The sequence below is a fragment of the Bacillus mycoides genome (genome assembly GCF_001757995.1).
GTDB classification, from domain to species: domain Bacteria; phylum Bacillota; class Bacilli; order Bacillales; family Bacillaceae_G; genus Bacillus_A; species Bacillus_A mycoides_B.
In genome coordinates this window covers 1-16,483 of sequence record NZ_LXLV01000064.1, presented here as the reverse complement: position 1 = coordinate 16,483, position 16,483 = coordinate 1, and the positions used below count along the sequence as shown (strand labels likewise).

Annotated in this window: 26 protein-coding genes; 21 read left to right on the top strand and 5 right to left on the bottom strand. The window is 34.5% G+C overall.

Translation table 11 applies throughout. The features are described 5' to 3' along the window. The first annotated feature begins 6 nt into the window (after window positions 1-6). The 8 genes from comGC to BWGOE10_RS21220 all read left to right on the top strand — a co-directional run bounded on the left by comGC (window position 7) and on the right by BWGOE10_RS21220 (window position 3,572). Window positions 7-306, top strand: coding sequence for a competence type IV pilus major pilin ComGC (gene comGC / locus BWGOE10_RS21255; protein WP_002145747.1), 300 nt, complete (start codon window positions 7-9; stop codon window positions 304-306). After that, window positions 303-758, top strand: coding sequence for a competence type IV pilus minor pilin ComGD (gene comGD, locus BWGOE10_RS21250; protein ID WP_070144852.1), 456 nt, complete (start codon window positions 303-305; stop codon window positions 756-758). The genes comGC and comGD overlap by 4 nt, the downstream gene beginning before the upstream one ends. Continuing rightward, a complete protein-coding gene (locus tag BWGOE10_RS21245) occupies window positions 751-1,047 on the top strand; it encodes a competence protein ComG (protein WP_070144851.1) in 297 nt (98 codons plus the stop codon). The genes comGD and BWGOE10_RS21245 overlap by 8 nt, the downstream gene beginning before the upstream one ends. Beyond that, window positions 1,031-1,492, top strand: a complete 462-nt coding sequence (gene comGF / locus BWGOE10_RS21240; protein ID WP_070144850.1) for a competence type IV pilus minor pilin ComGF — start codon at window positions 1,031-1,033, stop codon at window positions 1,490-1,492. The genes BWGOE10_RS21245 and comGF overlap by 17 nt, the downstream gene beginning before the upstream one ends. Next, the gene (gene comGG, locus BWGOE10_RS21235) at window positions 1,489-1,860 is read left to right on the top strand and encodes a competence type IV pilus minor pilin ComGG (RefSeq protein WP_002145752.1); all 372 of its coding nucleotides are present in this window, start codon (window positions 1,489-1,491) and stop codon (window positions 1,858-1,860) included. The genes comGF and comGG overlap by 4 nt, the downstream gene beginning before the upstream one ends. Window positions 1,861-2,033: 173 nt before the next feature. Then, the gene (locus BWGOE10_RS21230) at window positions 2,034-2,684 is read left to right on the top strand and encodes a 2OG-Fe(II) oxygenase (protein ID WP_070144849.1); all 651 of its coding nucleotides are present in this window, start codon (window positions 2,034-2,036) and stop codon (window positions 2,682-2,684) included. Window positions 2,685-2,835: 151 nt separating this feature from the next. Next, window positions 2,836-3,333 carry a shikimate kinase gene (locus tag BWGOE10_RS21225; RefSeq protein ID WP_070144848.1) on the top strand — a complete coding sequence of 166 codons (498 nt, stop codon included), beginning with the start codon at window positions 2,836-2,838 and terminating at the stop codon, window positions 3,331-3,333. A 38-nt stretch (window positions 3,334-3,371) separates the two neighbouring features. After that, the gene (locus tag BWGOE10_RS21220; RefSeq protein WP_002015009.1) at window positions 3,372-3,572 is read left to right on the top strand and encodes a YqzE family protein; all 201 of its coding nucleotides are present in this window, start codon (window positions 3,372-3,374) and stop codon (window positions 3,570-3,572) included. Between the two features lie 66 nt (window positions 3,573-3,638). Here BWGOE10_RS21220 and BWGOE10_RS21215 read toward each other — a convergent pair whose 3' ends face one another. Together BWGOE10_RS21215 and BWGOE10_RS30435 are read right to left on the bottom strand one after the other, a co-directional pair. Continuing rightward, window positions 3,639-4,274: a VC0807 family protein gene (locus tag BWGOE10_RS21215; protein ID WP_070144847.1), complete on the bottom strand. Its 636-nt coding sequence runs from the start codon at window positions 4,272-4,274 to the stop codon at window positions 3,639-3,641. Window positions 4,275-4,400: 126 nt separating this feature from the next. Then, complete coding sequence (locus BWGOE10_RS30435) at window positions 4,401-4,517, bottom strand: hypothetical protein (RefSeq protein ID WP_003279814.1); 117 nt, start codon at window positions 4,515-4,517, stop codon at window positions 4,401-4,403. A 73-nt stretch (window positions 4,518-4,590) separates the two neighbouring features. Between BWGOE10_RS30435 and BWGOE10_RS21210 the strand changes: the two genes are divergently transcribed. Both BWGOE10_RS21210 and BWGOE10_RS33735 read left to right on the top strand, forming a co-directional pair. Further along, complete coding sequence (locus BWGOE10_RS21210) at window positions 4,591-4,818, top strand: hypothetical protein (RefSeq protein ID WP_000032702.1); 228 nt, start codon at window positions 4,591-4,593, stop codon at window positions 4,816-4,818. Window positions 4,819-4,916: 98 nt separating this feature from the next. Continuing rightward, entirely contained in the window at window positions 4,917-5,048 is a 132-nt protein-coding gene (locus tag BWGOE10_RS33735) for a hypothetical protein (RefSeq protein WP_098786117.1), read from the top strand. A gap of 38 nt (window positions 5,049-5,086) precedes the next feature. Here the strand turns inward: BWGOE10_RS33735 and BWGOE10_RS21205 are convergent, their stop codons facing one another. Together BWGOE10_RS21205 and BWGOE10_RS21200 are read right to left on the bottom strand one after the other, a co-directional pair. Further along, window positions 5,087-5,881, bottom strand: a complete 795-nt coding sequence (locus BWGOE10_RS21205) for a YqhG family protein (RefSeq protein ID WP_070144846.1) — start codon at window positions 5,879-5,881, stop codon at window positions 5,087-5,089. After that, window positions 5,868-7,550, bottom strand: a complete 1,683-nt coding sequence (locus BWGOE10_RS21200; RefSeq protein WP_070144845.1) for a DEAD/DEAH box helicase — start codon at window positions 7,548-7,550, stop codon at window positions 5,868-5,870. Before BWGOE10_RS21200 ends, BWGOE10_RS21205 begins: the two co-directional genes overlap by 14 nt. A gap of 390 nt (window positions 7,551-7,940) precedes the next feature. On the opposite strand from BWGOE10_RS21200, the gene gcvT reads away from it, so the two are divergent. The 11 genes from gcvT to BWGOE10_RS21145 all read left to right on the top strand — a co-directional run bounded on the left by gcvT (window position 7,941) and on the right by BWGOE10_RS21145 (window position 16,334). Next, window positions 7,941-9,041, top strand: a complete 1,101-nt coding sequence (gene gcvT, locus BWGOE10_RS21195) for a glycine cleavage system aminomethyltransferase GcvT (protein ID WP_070144844.1) — start codon at window positions 7,941-7,943, stop codon at window positions 9,039-9,041. A 20-nt stretch (window positions 9,042-9,061) separates the two neighbouring features. After that, the gene (gene gcvPA, locus BWGOE10_RS21190; RefSeq protein ID WP_070144843.1) at window positions 9,062-10,405 is read left to right on the top strand and encodes an aminomethyl-transferring glycine dehydrogenase subunit 1; all 1,344 of its coding nucleotides are present in this window, start codon (window positions 9,062-9,064) and stop codon (window positions 10,403-10,405) included. After that, window positions 10,402-11,877: an aminomethyl-transferring glycine dehydrogenase subunit 2 gene (gcvPB, locus tag BWGOE10_RS21185; RefSeq protein WP_002122485.1), complete on the top strand. Its 1,476-nt coding sequence runs from the start codon at window positions 10,402-10,404 to the stop codon at window positions 11,875-11,877. The genes gcvPA and gcvPB overlap by 4 nt, the downstream gene beginning before the upstream one ends. Before the next feature lie 286 nt (window positions 11,878-12,163). Next, entirely contained in the window at window positions 12,164-12,367 is a 204-nt protein-coding gene (locus BWGOE10_RS21180) for a DUF3929 family protein (RefSeq protein ID WP_000262495.1), read from the top strand. Between the two features lie 70 nt (window positions 12,368-12,437). Further along, entirely contained in the window at window positions 12,438-12,629 is a 192-nt protein-coding gene (locus BWGOE10_RS21175) for a hypothetical protein (protein ID WP_002160499.1), read from the top strand. Between the two features lie 115 nt (window positions 12,630-12,744). Further along, window positions 12,745-13,119, top strand: coding sequence for a GntR family transcriptional regulator (locus BWGOE10_RS21170; RefSeq protein WP_070144842.1), 375 nt, complete (start codon window positions 12,745-12,747; stop codon window positions 13,117-13,119). A gap of 5 nt (window positions 13,120-13,124) precedes the next feature. Further along, on the top strand, window positions 13,125-13,997 hold the full coding sequence (locus BWGOE10_RS21165; RefSeq protein WP_070144841.1) for an ABC transporter ATP-binding protein: 873 nt from the start codon (window positions 13,125-13,127) through the stop codon (window positions 13,995-13,997). After that, complete coding sequence (locus tag BWGOE10_RS21160) at window positions 13,978-14,643, top strand: ABC-2 transporter permease (RefSeq protein WP_070144840.1); 666 nt, start codon at window positions 13,978-13,980, stop codon at window positions 14,641-14,643. The genes BWGOE10_RS21165 and BWGOE10_RS21160 overlap by 20 nt, the downstream gene beginning before the upstream one ends. A 14-nt stretch (window positions 14,644-14,657) precedes the next feature. Beyond that, window positions 14,658-15,290, top strand: coding sequence for an ABC-2 transporter permease (locus tag BWGOE10_RS21155; protein WP_070144839.1), 633 nt, complete (start codon window positions 14,658-14,660; stop codon window positions 15,288-15,290). 17 nt (window positions 15,291-15,307) lie between these two features. Then, window positions 15,308-15,901, top strand: a complete 594-nt coding sequence (locus tag BWGOE10_RS21150) for an ABC-2 transporter permease (RefSeq protein WP_070144838.1) — start codon at window positions 15,308-15,310, stop codon at window positions 15,899-15,901. A 247-nt stretch (window positions 15,902-16,148) separates the two neighbouring features. Continuing rightward, window positions 16,149-16,334 (top strand): hypothetical protein, encoded by a 186-nt coding sequence (locus BWGOE10_RS21145; RefSeq protein ID WP_070144837.1) that lies wholly within the window; start codon window positions 16,149-16,151, stop codon window positions 16,332-16,334. A gap of 60 nt (window positions 16,335-16,394) precedes the next feature. On the opposite strand, the gene BWGOE10_RS34075 is transcribed toward BWGOE10_RS21145, so the two are convergent. After that, a complete protein-coding gene (locus tag BWGOE10_RS34075; protein WP_367890491.1) occupies window positions 16,395-16,478 on the bottom strand; it encodes a hypothetical protein in 84 nt (27 codons plus the stop codon). Window positions 16,479-16,483 lie beyond the last annotated feature (5 nt).

The window sequence follows — 16,483 nt, the reverse complement described above, 5'->3', positions numbered from 1 at the left end:
AATTACATGCAGAATGAAGAAGGTTTTACTCTTTTAGAAATGTTGTTAGTTATGGTTGTCATAACTGTATTATTACTATTAATTATTCCAAATGTAGTTAAGCAGCGATCCTCGGTGCAGGAAAAAGGGTGTGAAGCCTACGTGAAATCTGTAGAAGCACAAATACAGGCATATCAACTCGAAAATAATAAAATACCTACAATCGAGGAATTAAAAACTAAAAAATATATTGCTGTTGATGAATGTCCGAAAGGTAAACCAATCCATATTTCCGATGATGGTACGGTATCAGCTGGGAAATCGTGAAGCAAAAAGGTTTTACTCTTTTAGAAATGCTACTTGTCTTATTCGCTATTTCTGTACTGAGTGTTGTTACGCATTTTAACGTTACTTCATTACATGAAAAGCAAAGAGCCGAGCAGTTTTTGAAGCAGTTTTCAAATGATATTTTGTATATGCAGCAGTTAGCGATTAAGCGTCAAAAACATTATACGTTACGCTGGTTTAAAGAGAAACATATGTATTATATCTCGGAACCGGAGACGGACTTTTTAATTGTTAAGAGAGAATATGATAAAGATGTCCAAATTGATTTGCATACCTTTCCAAATCCAATGACATATAATCCGAGCGGGAATATTAATAGAGGTGGTACGATTTTACTTTCCTATCGAGGGTATAAATATGAGATTGTATTTCAGCTTGGAAGAGGGAGATTTACGTATCGTGAAGTGTCAAAAAGGATCAGTAATGGTTGAAATGGTTGTAGCGTTAAGTTTAATAATGATGGCGGTATCGTTATCGCTCCCGCAAACATTATTAATTATGCAAGAAAGAAAAAATATAAACATGAGCTATAAAGCATTACTATTATTAAAAAAAGAAGCGGCCTTATTTAAGTATGAGAATGAGGAAAAGCGAGTAAAAGAGCAAGCCATAAAAGGAATTGTATATTACACATATTGGAGAGGAGATGAAGTTTGTACGATGTGGAAAGATATGAGAGGAAAAGCGATGGAGCAATGCCTTTATGCAAAGGAAAAATAAAAAAGAAGCGGGATTTACATTAATAGAAATGATTGCATGTTTGTTGCTTTTATTAATGTTCTTTTTACTTTTACCGCGTCTTCATATTATGGGGATAGAAAATACACATTCAAAAGGATTAAATGACTGGGAGTGGGATGTGTTTTTAGGACAAATGCAATTAGAGTTTCGTGAAGTATCAAGTGGGAGGAAGATAGCGCTAGAAAATGGTGGGAATATTTTGCGCTTCCAACTTCGTAATGGTGATCAGGTGACGTATGAAAAGGTGAATAGTAATTTAATAAGAAAAGTAAATATGCGTGGAAGGGAATTTATATTACAAAGGATTGAAGCGATTTCGTATGAATTAACACCTCATTTGTTATATATATATGTGAAAGATATAAGTGGTGAAATATATGAAGGCGTGGCTGTACGCTATAGTGAAATTGAGATAGAAACATGAGAAAACAAGATGGATTTGCAATGCCAGGAACAATTATTTTTCTTATTTTATTCATTTCTTTTTTGATGTACGAAACGAATATGTTACTTTCGGATAAAAAATTTTATTCTGAAATAGAACAAAGTTTTTTCATGGAGGAACTTGTTGATCGAGCTATTTCAGATATAAAAAGAGACTTACAGCAAAAAGAAAAAGAGGATGTTTTTTTATTTCAGTATGAAAGAGGAGAAGTGAGTGGAAAGTACGTCTTTGAAAATGATGGTATTATCATTTCGTTGCAATGTGTTACAAAACAGAGAGTTTTCTATACAGTGAGCTTTCGCTATAGGAAAAAGGATAATAAAATATTTGATTGGGTAGAAGGGTAATATGTAAAATATATGGAAAAGAACCATGAGTTTCTATTGTGGAGGGAGTCAATTTCTTTGAGGAAAGGGATAAGAACGATGGTCAAAAGTTTAAATTTTCTCAAAAAAGAGAAAGGTAGAAAGAATATGATATATTCATGCTATCCAAACATTTTTTCTAGGGAGATAAGGAAATGACAAATAACAATCAAATAGGTGAAAATAAGGAACAAACTATTTTTGATCATACAGGAAATACAATTGTGACAGAAGATAGAGACATACACATTATTTCAAGATTCGAAGAACCTCTTATTGTCGTATTAGCAAATGTATTAAGTGATGAAGAGTGTAATGAATTAATTGAATTGTCTAAAAATAATATGAAACGTTCTAAAGTTGGTTCATCACGTGATGTAAATGATATTCGAACAAGTAGTGGTGCATTTTTGGAAGAGAATGAACTTACTTCGAAGATTGAAAAACGAATCTCATCTATCACGAATGTTCCTGTAGCGCATGGAGAAGGATTGCACATTTTAAATTATGAAGTGGATCAAGAATATAAGGCGCACTATGATTATTTTGCGGAACATAGCAGGTCAGCTGCTAATAATCGTATAAGTACTCTTGTGATGTACTTAAATGATGTAGAAGAAGGCGGGGAAACATTCTTTCCGAAATTAAATCTTTCTGTACACCCTAGAAAGGGAATGGCAGTATACTTTGAGTATTTTTATCAAGATCAATCACTAAATGAGCTTACGTTACATGGAGGAGCACCTGTAACGAAAGGTGAGAAATGGATTGCAACGCAGTGGGTGAGAAGAGGTACTTATAAGTAAAAGTGAGCCAGCTTGTTTGATTGCGAGAAAATAGCGAGTATGTTACGTTTTGTTCTTCATAGCATAAGAAGAACAAAACGTTTTTTTATTAAATAAAGTAACATCTTTCGTTATAATAACAAATAATAACGGATGATTGAGAGGAATGAAAATGAAGTCTATATACATAACCGGCTATATGGGAGCTGGGAAAACAACAATTGGAAAAGCGTTAAGTAAAGAACTCCATATGGAAGTTGTAGATACAGATCAAAAAATCGAAGAGCAGAAAGAGAAAGCGATTCGGCATATTTTTGCAGAAGAAGGCGAAATGGCTTTTCGCGAATATGAAAGTGAAATGTTACGTTCACTACCGGTTCAGAAGGTAATTATTACAACTGGTGGAGGGATTATTGAACGAGAGGAAAATCGAAAGTGGATGAAGGAAAATGGAACTGTTGTGTATTTGTATTGTGATCCACATGTAATTGCAGAAAGGCTTCGTGAAGATACGACACGTCCACTATTTCAGAAGAAAGATATAGATGCATTTGTAACGAAATTTGAATCGCGCCGAGCTTATTATGAAGAGGCTGATATTCATATCGATACGACAAATAAGTCGGTAAAGCAAATTATGAATGAATTAAAGCAAAAGATTAATGAATAAAAAAGTGGACATACTAATCAAGTAGAGGTGATGATAATATGTCTACTAATGATTATGTACGCTTTGTGACACAGCAATTTGTGTCATATATGGATGCTCCAAAAGAGGATCGAAAACAACAGAAACAACAACGTCGTGCGGAGAAAGAGCCATTCTTAAATAAATGGTTTGGTGTTATGCCGTTGAGCGCGGCTTTGTTTTATCGAAATGTAAAAAATAAAAGAAAAAAATCAAGCTAACTTTTTCGTAATATGTCTAGCAAAGTAAAGATCCCCCAGTGCAACAAGCTGCTAGGGGATCTTTATTTATTGTTGCACAGATTCTTTTTCTTCAGTAACCGCATGTATCTTATTGTTTACCCATACAAATCCAATTCCTATACAAATAGAAATCCCCCAGCCAACAGCGGTCATAATAGCTCTCATTTCACCATATCCATCTACACCGAAAACAGAGATGAAATAGATTTTCAAGAAGCTTTTTAATATAAATTGAAGGCCGAAAAATAGTGTTAAATATTGCAGTGCTCGATATATACGACTATCACGATAAAGCTCACGGCTTTTATCACGATCATGACCTTGCAGTGCTGCGATATCAGCTGCGAAATATAACATAAGTGGTTTTTTTATAAAGATTGTACATATAACGATGCAGCCAAGTACGATATGATAATATGCATCATTCCATAGCATTCGTTCCGCTGATCCAGATATTAAGTCTACCGCTGTATTAGAAATAAGTGTAATTAAAATAAAGAACCCTGTAACGTTAAACTGTTTTTCTTTTTTAAAGGTATACAGTGTATAAATAATCCCCGGAACAGAGGAAATTAACATTGCGTAATAAGGATCGATATAAGGTTTTGCAAATTTCCAAATGAGGAATGGGAATACGAGATAAAAGACAAGATCTAATATAGCTTTTTTATTTTGATTCATACATGGCCTCCTTAAGTCATACATATATTTTATAATATAATTTCTGAAAATTGTATAAGGTTAATAAAAAAAAGAAAAGTAGATGATTAGTAGATTGAAAAATTGCCCCTAGCGTAGTAAGTTTTTTTAGTATATAATAAAGGAAACGCTTTCATTTTTGGTTTGTTCACAAAATGGACGGAAAATCACATATTTACTATCGATATGTTGCTTTATAATGAAACTAATTAAATATACATGCATACAATATTGTGAAATAAATAACATAAATAATCTATATAAATGTAAACGTTATCAAAAGAGAGAGGTGGAGACAATGAGTAAATTTTTCTTCAATCATAATCCAGCAACAGTAGAGGATGGAAGGCTTGTTAAATATGCTGAAATTATTTATGGAGAAGGTGGCCGTTCTGTATTAGAAAATTTAATGGTGAAGGCATCTATCAGATTGCGTGATCGTTATCCGAATAAATCTGACGAGCAGATCTCGAACCTCGTAAATAAAGGCATCCATGATATGTTTCAAAAATATGTGAGTGAGTAAGAGTAGCCAATGGCTGCTCTTATTTTTTTTGTATAAGGATTGTGCCTCTAGCTGAAAATAAGGGTGTATTTTGAAAGACTTAAAAAGGAGTGGAAAAGATGAGTAATGGAATTGGGCGTTCAAAAGAGAATCTGCCGACAGATGCTAACCATGTGAGTGCAAAGGATCGTGCATATCAAAAACGTATGGCAAAGCAAAAACAACAACAGCGTAATGAAGATAGAGAGTAACTTAAAATAAAGCTCCTTCTAAAGCAGAAGGAGCTTCTTTAAGATAGAAAATGATTCGCGGTAACATAAAAGAGACCACCGTTTATAATTTGTATTGTAATACGTGGTTCGTATTGTTCTTGTAATGCTTGCTTTTCAATTTCATAGCTTTCTGGAAGTTCATCGCTATCTTCGTAAAATCGATTTAAAAGGTCTAAATCGTGATTCCAACGAACTCTCGCTTCTTTTGCCCACGTGTGGTCATCTTCAGCGATTATACTTTTTAAAGCAGCCTCTATACGTTGTAAGCCACTTTGTGGCTTAATGATAGGTGAGAGCGTAAAACAAAAATCAGGTATTTTCGGTGTGAGTTTGACCTCTGCTAAAGTGTCATGAAAGTTTGCAATCATTGTCCCGGAAATAAGATGAATACCGATGGAATGAAGTATGTCTTTTTTTCGGTCGCATTGATAAGATACTTTTATATTTACACCAAGCCAAGGATGAAGGGGGGTATGAGTTGCCCCGCTATGTTTCACTTCCTCATATAAACGTATGTATGAGCCTAGTTCTTTTGTCGTTTCAAATATTTGATGCAAACGTGGTGAACCGTAATGAATAAGTTCACCGTCGTTTTCTTCGTTTTCCGGATTTGTAATAAGAGTAAGGCGCATCGGGTTCGGAACGCCTCCTGTTTTTTCAAGATAGTGCCAATAGAAAGGGCGGTTCATTAATAATTTATCCATTTCAATTGTTAACTGCACGTCTAATAGGTGAGGGGAACGCTCTAAAATTTCACAGTTATTCGCCTCAAAAAAGTTGTATAAGTAATTATGAATTTCATTTTGCTGCATAGTCCTGCACCTCTGCTTCATTGCGCTTCGCAAAATCGATAATAGATGTTAAATTTTCCATCTTGATTCGAATTTCACCTTCGCTTTTTGACTGCGCGAAAATTTCTTGAATATGCGCATCAATATTTTTCATGTTGATTCTCGTTAAAATTTCATCGAGTTCACCGATTACACGTTCAAATAAATTAATTTTTTCATATAGTAGTTTTAAAATGTGCTCTTCAACAGTGTGCTTTGTTGCTAAGTTATAAATATGAACATCATTTTTTTGTCCAAGACGGTGAATACGTCCAATCCTTTGCTCGAGTCGCATTGGATTCCACGGTAAGTCGTAATTAATCATGTGGCTACAAAATTGTAAGTTAATTCCTTCACCACCAGCTTCGGTCGCAATTAATACTTGGGCACGATTTTGGAAAAGCTCCTTCATCCAATCTTTTTTCCCGCGCTTAAATCCACCGCGAAATGGTACAGAGGAAATGCCATGTTGTTGTAAGAACCATTGTAAATACATTTGTGAAGCTCTATATTCAGTGAAAATAATGACTTTATCGTCAATTTCTTTTATAAGCTCTAGTGCTTTATTTGCTTTGGAGTTAAACGGAATATGATTAATTTTATCCATCAGTACATCAATATGTGGGTCCTTTATGTAATGTTCATTTTCTTTCTGCCTTTTTTCTACATGTTTTTTTAATGAATAGTAAACAGCTTCACGACTACTACATGCTTCCCGTTTTAAAGTTAAAGATGAGAAAGCAGATGTGACGGCATCTTGTCCACGCCAATTTTCAATTTCATTATACAAAGCTTGTTCTTCTTCATTAAATTCAACGAAGATTGTTCGTACATGCCTCTTTGGCCAATCAATGCCAGTGTTATGGCGTCTATTTCGAACCATTACTTTATTGATAAGAGCTTTTAAATCTTCATCGGATTCAGTGGAACGATTTTTGGAAGCATAATATTCTTCAAAATTAGATTGATTACCTAAATGACCTGGTTTTAATAAAGAAACGAGGTTGAAGATTTCATCAATTTTATTTTGAACAGGAGTTGCAGTTAGTAATAAACAAAACTTCTTTTTTAATCGCTGTGCAAATTCATAGTTTTTTGTTTTATTATTTTTTAGTTTATGTGCTTCATCGATAATAATAAGGTCATACTCTAGGTTTAAAACGATATCGCGATGCGGTGAACGTTTCGCAGTATCGATTGATGAAACGATGACATCAGCTTGTTCCCAAGAATAACTTTTCTTTTGAGCGACCGCAGGAATAAAAAATTTTGTGTTTAGTTCATACGCCCACTGAGATACGAGAGAAGCTGGAACGAGAATGAGTACCTTTTTTACAAGTCCTCGAACCATATATTCTTTTAAAATAAGTCCAGCTTCAATCGTCTTTCCAAGTCCAACTTCATCTGCTAGAATCGCTTTACCATTCATTTGTTCAATGACATTTTGAGCGACCTCTAATTGATGTGGAAGCGGCGTGAAATGTGATAAATGTTTCGGTGCTTGCAATCCATCAAAAGTAGGGACGAGTAACGATTTCTCTGTTTTATAAGCTAAATGATATAAATCCCAATTTGTCCAAGGACCATCTTCATCAATTCTTTTTAAAAAATTGTTTTGCCATGTTCGATCTACGGAAATATCGACATTCATTAAGACTCTCCCACCTTTTATAAACTAAAGTGATTATTTAAAAAATCTTTATTATAAGCCTTGTAATAAGGCACTATCACAATTACTAAAAGTTAAAGAATAGGTAATGATAAAGGGCTGAATCCCAAAAATTGTATTTAATAAGATTAAGAATAAAAAATTCTAAATTATTTTTTATGCTAGAATATTGATGAAATATAGCGAATGATGTTAGGATAATGGTGTGAAATGTGTGGAATCTTTCGTATTTTATCCAAGAAAGTAACTTTTTATTTACGCTTTCATAAAAAAATATAGTGAGATTCCGTATATCCTATCTTTTCAGAATGAAAATATTTAGATATGGGAAGCAACTTTTATTGATTTGTCAGAGCATAAGGGGGAAAGAGCATGATTACATTACAACGTACACCGTTATTTGATGTATACGCGAAGTATGGTGGGAAAACAGTCGACTTCGGTGGTTGGGAATTACCAGTTCAATTTTCAAGCATTAAAGAAGAGCATGAAGCTGTACGTACAAAAGCAGGTTTGTTCGATGTATCTCATATGGGAGAAGTAGAGGTAAAGGGTGTAGATAGTTTAGCATTTTTACAACGTGTTGTTACAAATGACGTATCTACCTTAAAGGTAGGGGGCGCACAATATACAGCTATGTGCTATGAAAATGGTGGCACAGTAGATGATTTATTAATCTACAAACGTGGTGAAGAAGACTATTTATTAGTAATCAATGCATCAAATATCGAGAAAGATTACGAATGGTTAGCAAGTCATGTAATAGGCGATGCAAAAGTAGTCAATGTTTCTAGTGAAGTTGCGCAACTTGCAATTCAAGGACCAAAAGCACAAGACATTTTACAAAAAGTTGTGTCAGAAGATTTGAAAGAAATTAAGTTCTTTAAATTTAAAAACGATATTCTTGTAGATGGAATTCCTGCACTTGTATCTCGTACAGGTTATACAGGAGAAGATGGATTCGAAATTTACTGTAAGAGTGAAGATGCTGCAAAACTTTGGGAGAAACTTCTTGAAGTTGGAGAAGAAGAGGGATTAAAACCATGTGGCTTAGGTGCTCGTGATACACTTCGCTTCGAAGCAACACTTCCGTTATACGGACAAGAGTTATCAAAAGATATTACACCAATTGAAGCGGGAATTGGCTTTGCGGTAAAACCAAATAAAGAAGCAGATTTCTTTGGAAAAGAAACGTTAAAAGAGCAAAAAGAAAACGGTGCATCTCGTAAATTAGTCGGCATCGAAGTAATCGAACGCGGTATTCCTCGTACGCATTACCCTGTATTTATAGGAGAAGAAAAAATCGGGGAAGTAACGAGTGGTACACAATCTCCAACGTTAAAGAAAAGCATTGGTTTAGCACTAATTGATGTGAAATACGCAGCAGTTGATACAGAAGTAGAAATTGAAATTCGTAATAAACGCGTCAAAGCAGTAGTTGTTCCAACACCATTTTATAAACGTTCAAAGTAACGGGGAGAGGGGTAGATTTCATGTTGCATCGTTATCTTCCAATGACAGAAGAAGACAAAAAAGAAATGTTACAAACAATCGGCGTTCAAACGATTGATGAGTTATTCTCTGATATTCCAGAGAGTGTTCGTTTTAAAGGGGATTTAAAAATTAAAGAAGCAAAATCAGAGCCAGAGCTTTTAAAAGAGCTATCTCAAATGGCTAGCAAAAATGCGAACTTAAAAGAATATGCTTCTTTCTTAGGAGCAGGTGTATACGATCATTATGCTCCAGTAATTGTTGATCATGTTATTTCTCGTTCAGAATTTTATACAGCTTACACACCATACCAACCAGAAATTTCACAAGGGGAACTACAAGCAATTTTTGAGTTCCAAACAATGATTTGTGAATTAACAGGGATGGATGTAGCAAACTCTTCTATGTATGACGGAGGTACAGCTTTAGCTGAAGCGGCAATGTTAGCAGCTGGTCATACACGCAAAAAGAAAATTCTTGTATCTAAGGCAGTTCATCCAGAATCAAGAGCGGTACTTGAAACATATGCAAAAGGTCAAAATCTTGAAGTTGTTGAAATTGATCATAAAGACGGTGTAACAGATTTAGACGTATTACAAAGTGAAGTAGATGATACAGTTGCTTGCGTAATCGTTCAATATCCAAACTTCTTCGGACAAGTTGAAAAGTTAGCTGATATCGAAAAAATCGTTCATCAACAAAAATCATTATTTATCGTTTCTTCAAATCCATTATCATTAGGCGCATTAACACCGCCAGGAAAATTTGGTGCTGATATTGTAATCGGTGATGCACAGCCATTTGGTATCCCAACGCAGTTTGGTGGACCTCATTGTGGTTACTTTGCAACAACGAAAGCATTTATGCGTAAAATTCCAGGACGTCTTGTCGGACAAACTGTAGATTCAGATGGTAAACGTGGGTTTGTATTAACGTTACAAGCACGTGAACAGCATATTCGCCGTGATAAAGCGACGTCTAACATTTGTTCAAACCAAGCGTTAAATGCATTAGCAGCATCAGTTGCAATGACGGCACTTGGAAAACAAGGTGTGAAAGAAATGGCACGTCAAAATATTTCTAAAGCACAATATGCAAAACGTCAATTCGAAGCGAAAGGCTTCACTGTAACGTTCGCTGGTCCATTCTTCAATGAGTTCGTTGTAGATTGCAAACGTCCAGTTAAAGAAGTAAATGATGCATTATTACAAAAGAATATTATCGGCGGTTACGACCTAGGCCGTGATTATAAAGAGCATGAAAATCATATGCTTGTAGCAGTAACAGAGCTTCGTACAAAAGAGGAAATTGACACACTTGTAAACGAAATGGGGGCTATCCAATGAAGAACCAAGACCAAGCACTTATTTTTGAAGTGACTAAAGAAGGACGCGTAGGATACAGCTTACCCAAATTAGATGTAGAAGAAGTGAAACTAGAAGATGTATTTGAGAGCGATTATATTCGAGTAGAAGATGCAGAGCTACCGGAAGTATCTGAACTTGACATTATGCGCCACTATACAGCACTTTCAAACCGTAACCACGGCGTTGATTCTGGATTCTATCCACTTGGATCTTGTACGATGAAGTATAATCCGAAAATTAATGAAAACGTAGCTCGTTTCGCAGGATTTGCAAATATTCATCCACTTCAAGATGAAAAGACAGTGCAAGGTGCAATGGAATTAATGTACGACTTACAAGAGCATTTAATCGAAATTACAGGTATGGATACTGTTACATTACAACCAGCAGCTGGTGCACACGGAGAATGGACAGGTTTAATGTTGATTCGTGCATACCATGAAGCAAATGGTGACTTTAACCGTACGAAAGTAATTGTTCCTGACTCTGCTCACGGAACAAACCCGGCGTCTGCAACAGTAGCTGGTTTTGAAACAATTACGGTGAAATCAAATGAACATGGTCTTGTTGACTTAGATGATTTAAAACGTGTTGTAAACGAAGAAACAGCAGCACTTATGTTAACAAATCCAAATACATTAGGCCTATTCGAAGAAAATATTTTAGAAATGGCAGAAATCGTCCATAACGCAGGCGGTAAATTATACTATGATGGTGCAAACTTAAATGCGGTATTAAGCCAAGCGCGCCCAGGAGATATGGGATTTGACGTTGTGCATTTAAACCTTCATAAAACATTTACAGGTCCGCATGGCGGCGGTGGTCCAGGTTCTGGTCCAGTAGGTGTGAAAGCTGATTTAATTCCGTACTTACCAAAACCGATTTTAGAGAAAACGGAAAATGGCTATCACTTCAACTATGATCGTCCAGAAGCAATTGGGCGTGTGAAACCATTCTATGGTAACTTCGGAATTAACGTTCGTGCATACACATATATTCGTTCTATGGGTCCAGATGGACTACGTGCAGTAACTGAGTATGCTGTATTAAATGCGAACTATATGATGAGAAGATTAGCACCATTCTATGATCTTCCGTTCGATAGACATTGCAAGCATGAATTTGTATTATCAGGTCGTCGTCAAAAGAAACTTGGTGTACGTACATTAGATATTGCAAAACGTCTGCTTGATTTTGGTTACCATCCACCAACAATTTACTTCCCATTAAATGTGGAAGAATGTATTATGATTGAACCGACAGAAACAGAATCAAAAGAAACATTAGATGGTTTCATTGATAAGATGATTCAAATTGCTAAAGAGGTAGAAGAAAATCCAGAAGTTGTACAAGAAGCACCACATACAACGGTAATAAAACGTTTGGATGAAACATTGGCTGCTCGTAAACCAGTTTTACGTTATGAAAAGCTAGCACCTGTACAAGTGTGATTGGAATAAAAAGAACTCGCTATATGCGGGTTCTTTTTTTTTTGCAACATTGGTGCGGATAGAATGAAAAAAATGTTAAAAATTTATATTTTTTGTTTCATATTGCTGTAAAGATGCGGTTTTATAGGTGTTTTTGTTGAAAAAGTCGGTTTGATAAAAGTATTTATTTTTGTTAGAATTTTATTGAAATTAAGAAGATGTGATGAGGTAGAAATTACTCATTTTTATGTATATGTGAAAAAACGAGCAAGGCGGGGGTGGAAGCGTGGGATATCGATGCTATAGAATGGTATACCATTTAGAAAATGGAGAAACAATTAAAGATGTAAAAGAATTTTGTTACAGAGACCAAGGAAAAGTGTTAGAAAGAGTAGCGCACCGTGTAATGGATAATAGAGAAGTGACAGCGATTGATAAACAAGGAACAATCATTTCAATAGCGTGTGAGGACATTGTAAAGGTAGAACTTGATTACATAACAGAAAGTTAACCTTGAGTCATATCGAATTATTCGATACAATATACTGTTGAATGGTGAAGTGAGAAGAGAGGAGTTTATAATGGATAATACAAGACACTTTTATATGTTTATTTTAGCGTTTGTTCTTGTTGTGGCGTTAACGATTTATTTAATTGTTGATAGCAGCTGGTACAATACAGTTCATCCGGCATTCCTTCTGTTTATGTATGTAGGAATTGCAGTAGTTAGTTTCGGAATGAGAGACGAAATGTTAGATCGCTTTGAAAAGTGATACATATACGAAAGACCAACAGGAAAATGTTGGTCTTTTTTCTTGCCAAAAATAGGATGTTGTGTATATACTGTATATATAAGGTATACACAGTATATACACACTGGAGGAAAACATGAATATTATTATTTCGAATTCTTCCCAAGACCCTATTTATGTGCAAATAAGAAAACAATTAAGCCAGCTTATTTTAAATGGTGGTTTAAAGGGTGGAGATCAGTTACCGTCTATTCGTAGCTTAGCGAAAGAATTACAAATTAGTGTAATTACAACGAAGCGTGCGTACGAGGAGCTTGAAAAAGAAGGATATATAGAAACTGTTGCTGGGAAGGGGACTTATGTTTCACGTAAAAATAATGAAATATTAAAAGAACAGCGGCTACGTCTATTGGAAAGTAAAGCTGAAGAAATCGTAAAAGAAAGTAAAGTGTTGCACCTTTCACTTGAAGAATTACAACAGATGATTGCGTGTTTATACGAGGGGGAATGAGAAAGATGTTAGAGCTAAAAAACGTTTGTAAAAGTTATCAAGATTTCTCAGTGAAAAATGTAAGTTTTACATTGCCACGTGGATATATTATGGGATTTATCGGACCGAATGGAGCCGGGAAAAGTACGACGATCAAAATGATTATGAATTTAATCAGAAAAGAGAGCGGTGATATAAAAATTTTTGGCAAGGACAATAAGAAAGCCGAAAAGGAAATAAAACAAAATATTGGTTTTGTATATGATGAAAATCATTATTACGAAGATTTAACGTGTGAGCAAATGAAACGGATTATTGCACCGTTATATAAAAAGTGGGACGAAAAGCAGTATCAATCGTATATGCAGAGATTACAAGTTCCAACATATAAAAAGATTAAAGAGTTATCCAAAGGGATGAAAATGAAATTTGCGATTGCAATCGCACTTTCACACCATGCGGAATTCATTATTATGGATGAACCAACAGCAGGGTTAGATCCAGTTGTTCGAAGTGAATTGCTTGATATGTTGCAAGAGATTGTAATGGAAGATGAAGTGTCTGTATTATTCTCAACGCACATTACTACAGACTTAGAACGTATTGCAGATTATATTACGTTCATCAATGATGGAGAAATTATATTTACTGGTGAGAAAGATGAATTAATGGAGAACTACGTAATCGTAAAGGGAAGTAATGATTTATTAGATCGAGAAGGAAAAGAACTATTTGTTGGATTACGAAAAAATAAATTCGGCTTTGAAGGGCTGGCGAAGGATAAACAAGCAATTATAGACTGGTTTGGAAATGAGGTTGTACTAGAAAAACCTAGATTAGATGATATTATCGTTTACACTGCGAAAGGGAGAGGTGCTTATGCGTCAGCTCATATATAAAGATTTATTCTTTTTTCGGGTAACTTGGTTAGTGTATTTTATTATGCCCCTTGTTTTCTTTGGGTTAGAGCCAGATGGTGAATTGTTATTTCCGTTGAGTTGCTTACTCATAACGATATCATCTTCTATGATATTAATAGCGATGGATGAAAAAAATAAAAGTGATGTTATTATAAATAGTTTACCTGTAAGACGAAAGGATATCATTATTGCTAGATATATTTCCAGTGCAATATTCATTGTAGGTGGCATGCTTTCTACTATGTTAGTTGTTTTTCTTATAAGGGGCATCACTGTCATTGGTGATATTGGAGTTTATCATCCTAATTTGTATATCGAAATTCCTTGGTATGGAGTAGTCAGAGGGGCTATATATTCTTTAGTTTATATTACAGCATTGTTCCCTAGTTATTATGGGACAAAATCAAAAATAGTACGTGGAATATTTTCAGGTGGAGCCGCTGGAATAGGTGTTATTACTGGAATGTTTATTGGTGACGGAGAAAGTACCACTGTATCATTCATTGATTGGATTATGAATCCATCACATCTTGGTGTGTTTATAGTTGGAGGCATGATATTAGCTAGTGTATATATTGCTTCTATGTTTCTTACAATTAAAATTTACGGAGCACGTGATTTATAGAGAGGAGAATTCATATGCAACAGTTGATTTTGAAGGAGTTTTTCTTACAGAAGAAGATGTTTCCTTTCTATTTTTTAATACCTATTTTATCTATTTTTAGGAATTCCGTAGAACCAATGGGGATTGCAATAGGATTATTTATAACATGTAGTACGATTATATATATTTCTTTTTATTATGAAGAGAAAAATAAAATAGAAAAAGTATTAGTGAGTTTGCCTATAACGAGAAAAGAGATAGTTATAGCTAAATATATTTCAACCACATTATTTTTTATAGCCGGTTTGAGTATAACTTTTATAGTCGTAATATTGGGAAATATTTTGTTGAAAAGAGATATGGTTATTCCTGGATATGCAATATTTTCAGCAATAGTAGCAACTTTGATTTATTGTGTAGTAATGATACCTACTAATTACATCGGAGGATATAAAGCTACTACTGTCTTGAATGTGATTATGATTTTCCCTTTAATGGGTATGATTGGCCTTATGTGCAATGTTTTTGGTGATAAAACAATTATGTTAAAAGTACTTCACTCTGAAGAGGCTACACTAGCAATGGGTGTTCTTGGTATCGGAGCGTTAGTAAGTATAGTCATATCAATGTTACTCTCAATTAACTTGTATAATGAGCGTGATTTGTGAGGAGAGGGGGAATCACTTTGAAACAGCTCATTGTAAAAGATTTCATTATCCAATGGAAATTTTTTATTTGGTACATACTGTATCCTATTTTCTTTTATATGGCCTTAACAGATACGAAAAATTTATTCATAATTATGTCAGTAATTATTACCGTTGGGGCAACAGTAAAAACATTTGAAGCCGATAGAAAAAATGAGAGTGAAGTCATATTAAATAGTTTGCCAATATCGAGAAAACAAATTGTATTTGCAAAGTATATAGTAGCAATTATTATTCTTTTCATAAGCGTAACAATTGGTTGTTTCACGATGGGAATGAAAAATGGAGCTAATGTATTTGAATTTATTGAAACGACAATGGTTGCTAGTATTAGCTTTACTTTAGTATATTTAAGCTTTGTCTTACCGATATCGTTTTGGCTAGGATATAAAAAATCTATTTTTATTACGCTTTTTATACTAATAGCACCTGTTCTTATTTTAGAAACTTTCTTTCAAATCAACCTGGAACAAATTCAACTATATAATAGCATATTGCTCATTAGTTCAATATGCATGTTCATAGTATCGGTCTTCGTTTCAGTAAAAGTATATGAAAAAAGAGAATTTTAAAAGGTGCCTCATAAAAGGCACCTTCTTCAATAACGGCAATACGAGAGCAGTAGTTTATAAAAAGAAACGCTATTAGGTACATCTTTCGGAGTATGTAATATAAAGCTGAAAACGATAACGAAAATGAGAAAGAGGAAAAATAAAAATAGGATCTGCTTATGTATAGAATTTTGCATATTATCCACTCCTTTTTTAGGTAGTATGTCCAAAAGAAAGGAGTGTATGAAAAATTTTAGGGGGGAGAATGATGAACAAAAGAAAGTGGTTATATAGAATAGGGATATTTTTATTTTCAATTGGTCTCATATTAGCAAATTTTTATTCAGATATACCATCACCATTTCCTAACTTGCATAAAGGGATTGGTATAAGTATTGTCATAGTTGGTCTTCTTTGTCTTATCGCATCAAACTTTTACAGAAAGCCTGAATGAATATAAAAAAGGACAGTTACTCTGGACTTATCCCCGTCAAGTAGACAACTGTAAAAAAGACTATGCAGCCATCGAAATTCGATATTCGATCGGAGCTCGATGATTGAGTCGTTTTTGGAATCGTTTGTAGTTATAATGATAGATGTATG

Excerpts from the sequence above, each read along its gene's own strand:
- comGC (WP_002145747.1), top strand. The coding sequence starts at position 7 with ATGCAGAATGAAGAAGGTTTTACTCTTTTAGAAATGTTGTTAGTTATG.
- BWGOE10_RS21215 (WP_070144847.1), bottom strand. The coding sequence starts at position 4,274 with ATGAATCAAAATAAAAAAGCTATATTAGATCTTGTCTTTTATCTCGTA.
- BWGOE10_RS30435 (WP_003279814.1), bottom strand. The coding sequence starts at position 4,517 with ATGCATGTATATTTAATTAGTTTCATTATAAAGCAACATATCGATAGT.
- BWGOE10_RS21200 (WP_070144845.1), bottom strand. The coding sequence starts at position 7,550 with ATGAATGTCGATATTTCCGTAGATCGAACATGGCAAAACAATTTTTTA.
- BWGOE10_RS21175 (WP_002160499.1), top strand. The coding sequence starts at position 12,438 with ATGGATAATACAAGACACTTTTATATGTTTATTTTAGCGTTTGTTCTT.
- BWGOE10_RS21225 (WP_070144848.1), top strand. The coding sequence starts at position 2,836 with ATGAAGTCTATATACATAACCGGCTATATGGGAGCTGGGAAAACAACA.
- gcvPA (WP_070144843.1), top strand. The coding sequence starts at position 9,062 with ATGTTGCATCGTTATCTTCCAATGACAGAAGAAGACAAAAAAGAAATG.
- comGG (WP_002145752.1), top strand. The coding sequence starts at position 1,489 with ATGAGAAAACAAGATGGATTTGCAATGCCAGGAACAATTATTTTTCTT.
- BWGOE10_RS21155 (WP_070144839.1), top strand. The coding sequence starts at position 14,658 with ATGCAACAGTTGATTTTGAAGGAGTTTTTCTTACAGAAGAAGATGTTT.
- BWGOE10_RS21170 (WP_070144842.1), top strand. The coding sequence starts at position 12,745 with ATGAATATTATTATTTCGAATTCTTCCCAAGACCCTATTTATGTGCAA.
- BWGOE10_RS21160 (WP_070144840.1), top strand. The coding sequence starts at position 13,978 with ATGCGTCAGCTCATATATAAAGATTTATTCTTTTTTCGGGTAACTTGG.
- BWGOE10_RS21165 (WP_070144841.1), top strand. The coding sequence starts at position 13,125 with ATGTTAGAGCTAAAAAACGTTTGTAAAAGTTATCAAGATTTCTCAGTG.
- gcvT (WP_070144844.1), top strand. The coding sequence starts at position 7,941 with ATGATTACATTACAACGTACACCGTTATTTGATGTATACGCGAAGTAT.
- BWGOE10_RS21145 (WP_070144837.1), top strand. The coding sequence starts at position 16,149 with ATGAACAAAAGAAAGTGGTTATATAGAATAGGGATATTTTTATTTTCA.
- BWGOE10_RS21205 (WP_070144846.1), bottom strand. The coding sequence starts at position 5,881 with ATGCAGCAAAATGAAATTCATAATTACTTATACAACTTTTTTGAGGCG.
- BWGOE10_RS21245 (WP_070144851.1), top strand. The coding sequence starts at position 751 with ATGGTTGAAATGGTTGTAGCGTTAAGTTTAATAATGATGGCGGTATCG.
- gcvPB (WP_002122485.1), top strand. The coding sequence starts at position 10,402 with ATGAAGAACCAAGACCAAGCACTTATTTTTGAAGTGACTAAAGAAGGA.
- BWGOE10_RS21230 (WP_070144849.1), top strand. The coding sequence starts at position 2,034 with ATGACAAATAACAATCAAATAGGTGAAAATAAGGAACAAACTATTTTT.
- comGF (WP_070144850.1), top strand. The coding sequence starts at position 1,031 with ATGCAAAGGAAAAATAAAAAAGAAGCGGGATTTACATTAATAGAAATG.
- BWGOE10_RS21210 (WP_000032702.1), top strand. The coding sequence starts at position 4,591 with ATGAGTAAATTTTTCTTCAATCATAATCCAGCAACAGTAGAGGATGGA.
- BWGOE10_RS33735 (WP_098786117.1), top strand. The coding sequence starts at position 4,917 with ATGAGTAATGGAATTGGGCGTTCAAAAGAGAATCTGCCGACAGATGCT.
- BWGOE10_RS21220 (WP_002015009.1), top strand. The coding sequence starts at position 3,372 with ATGTCTACTAATGATTATGTACGCTTTGTGACACAGCAATTTGTGTCA.
- BWGOE10_RS21180 (WP_000262495.1), top strand. The coding sequence starts at position 12,164 with ATGGTATACCATTTAGAAAATGGAGAAACAATTAAAGATGTAAAAGAA.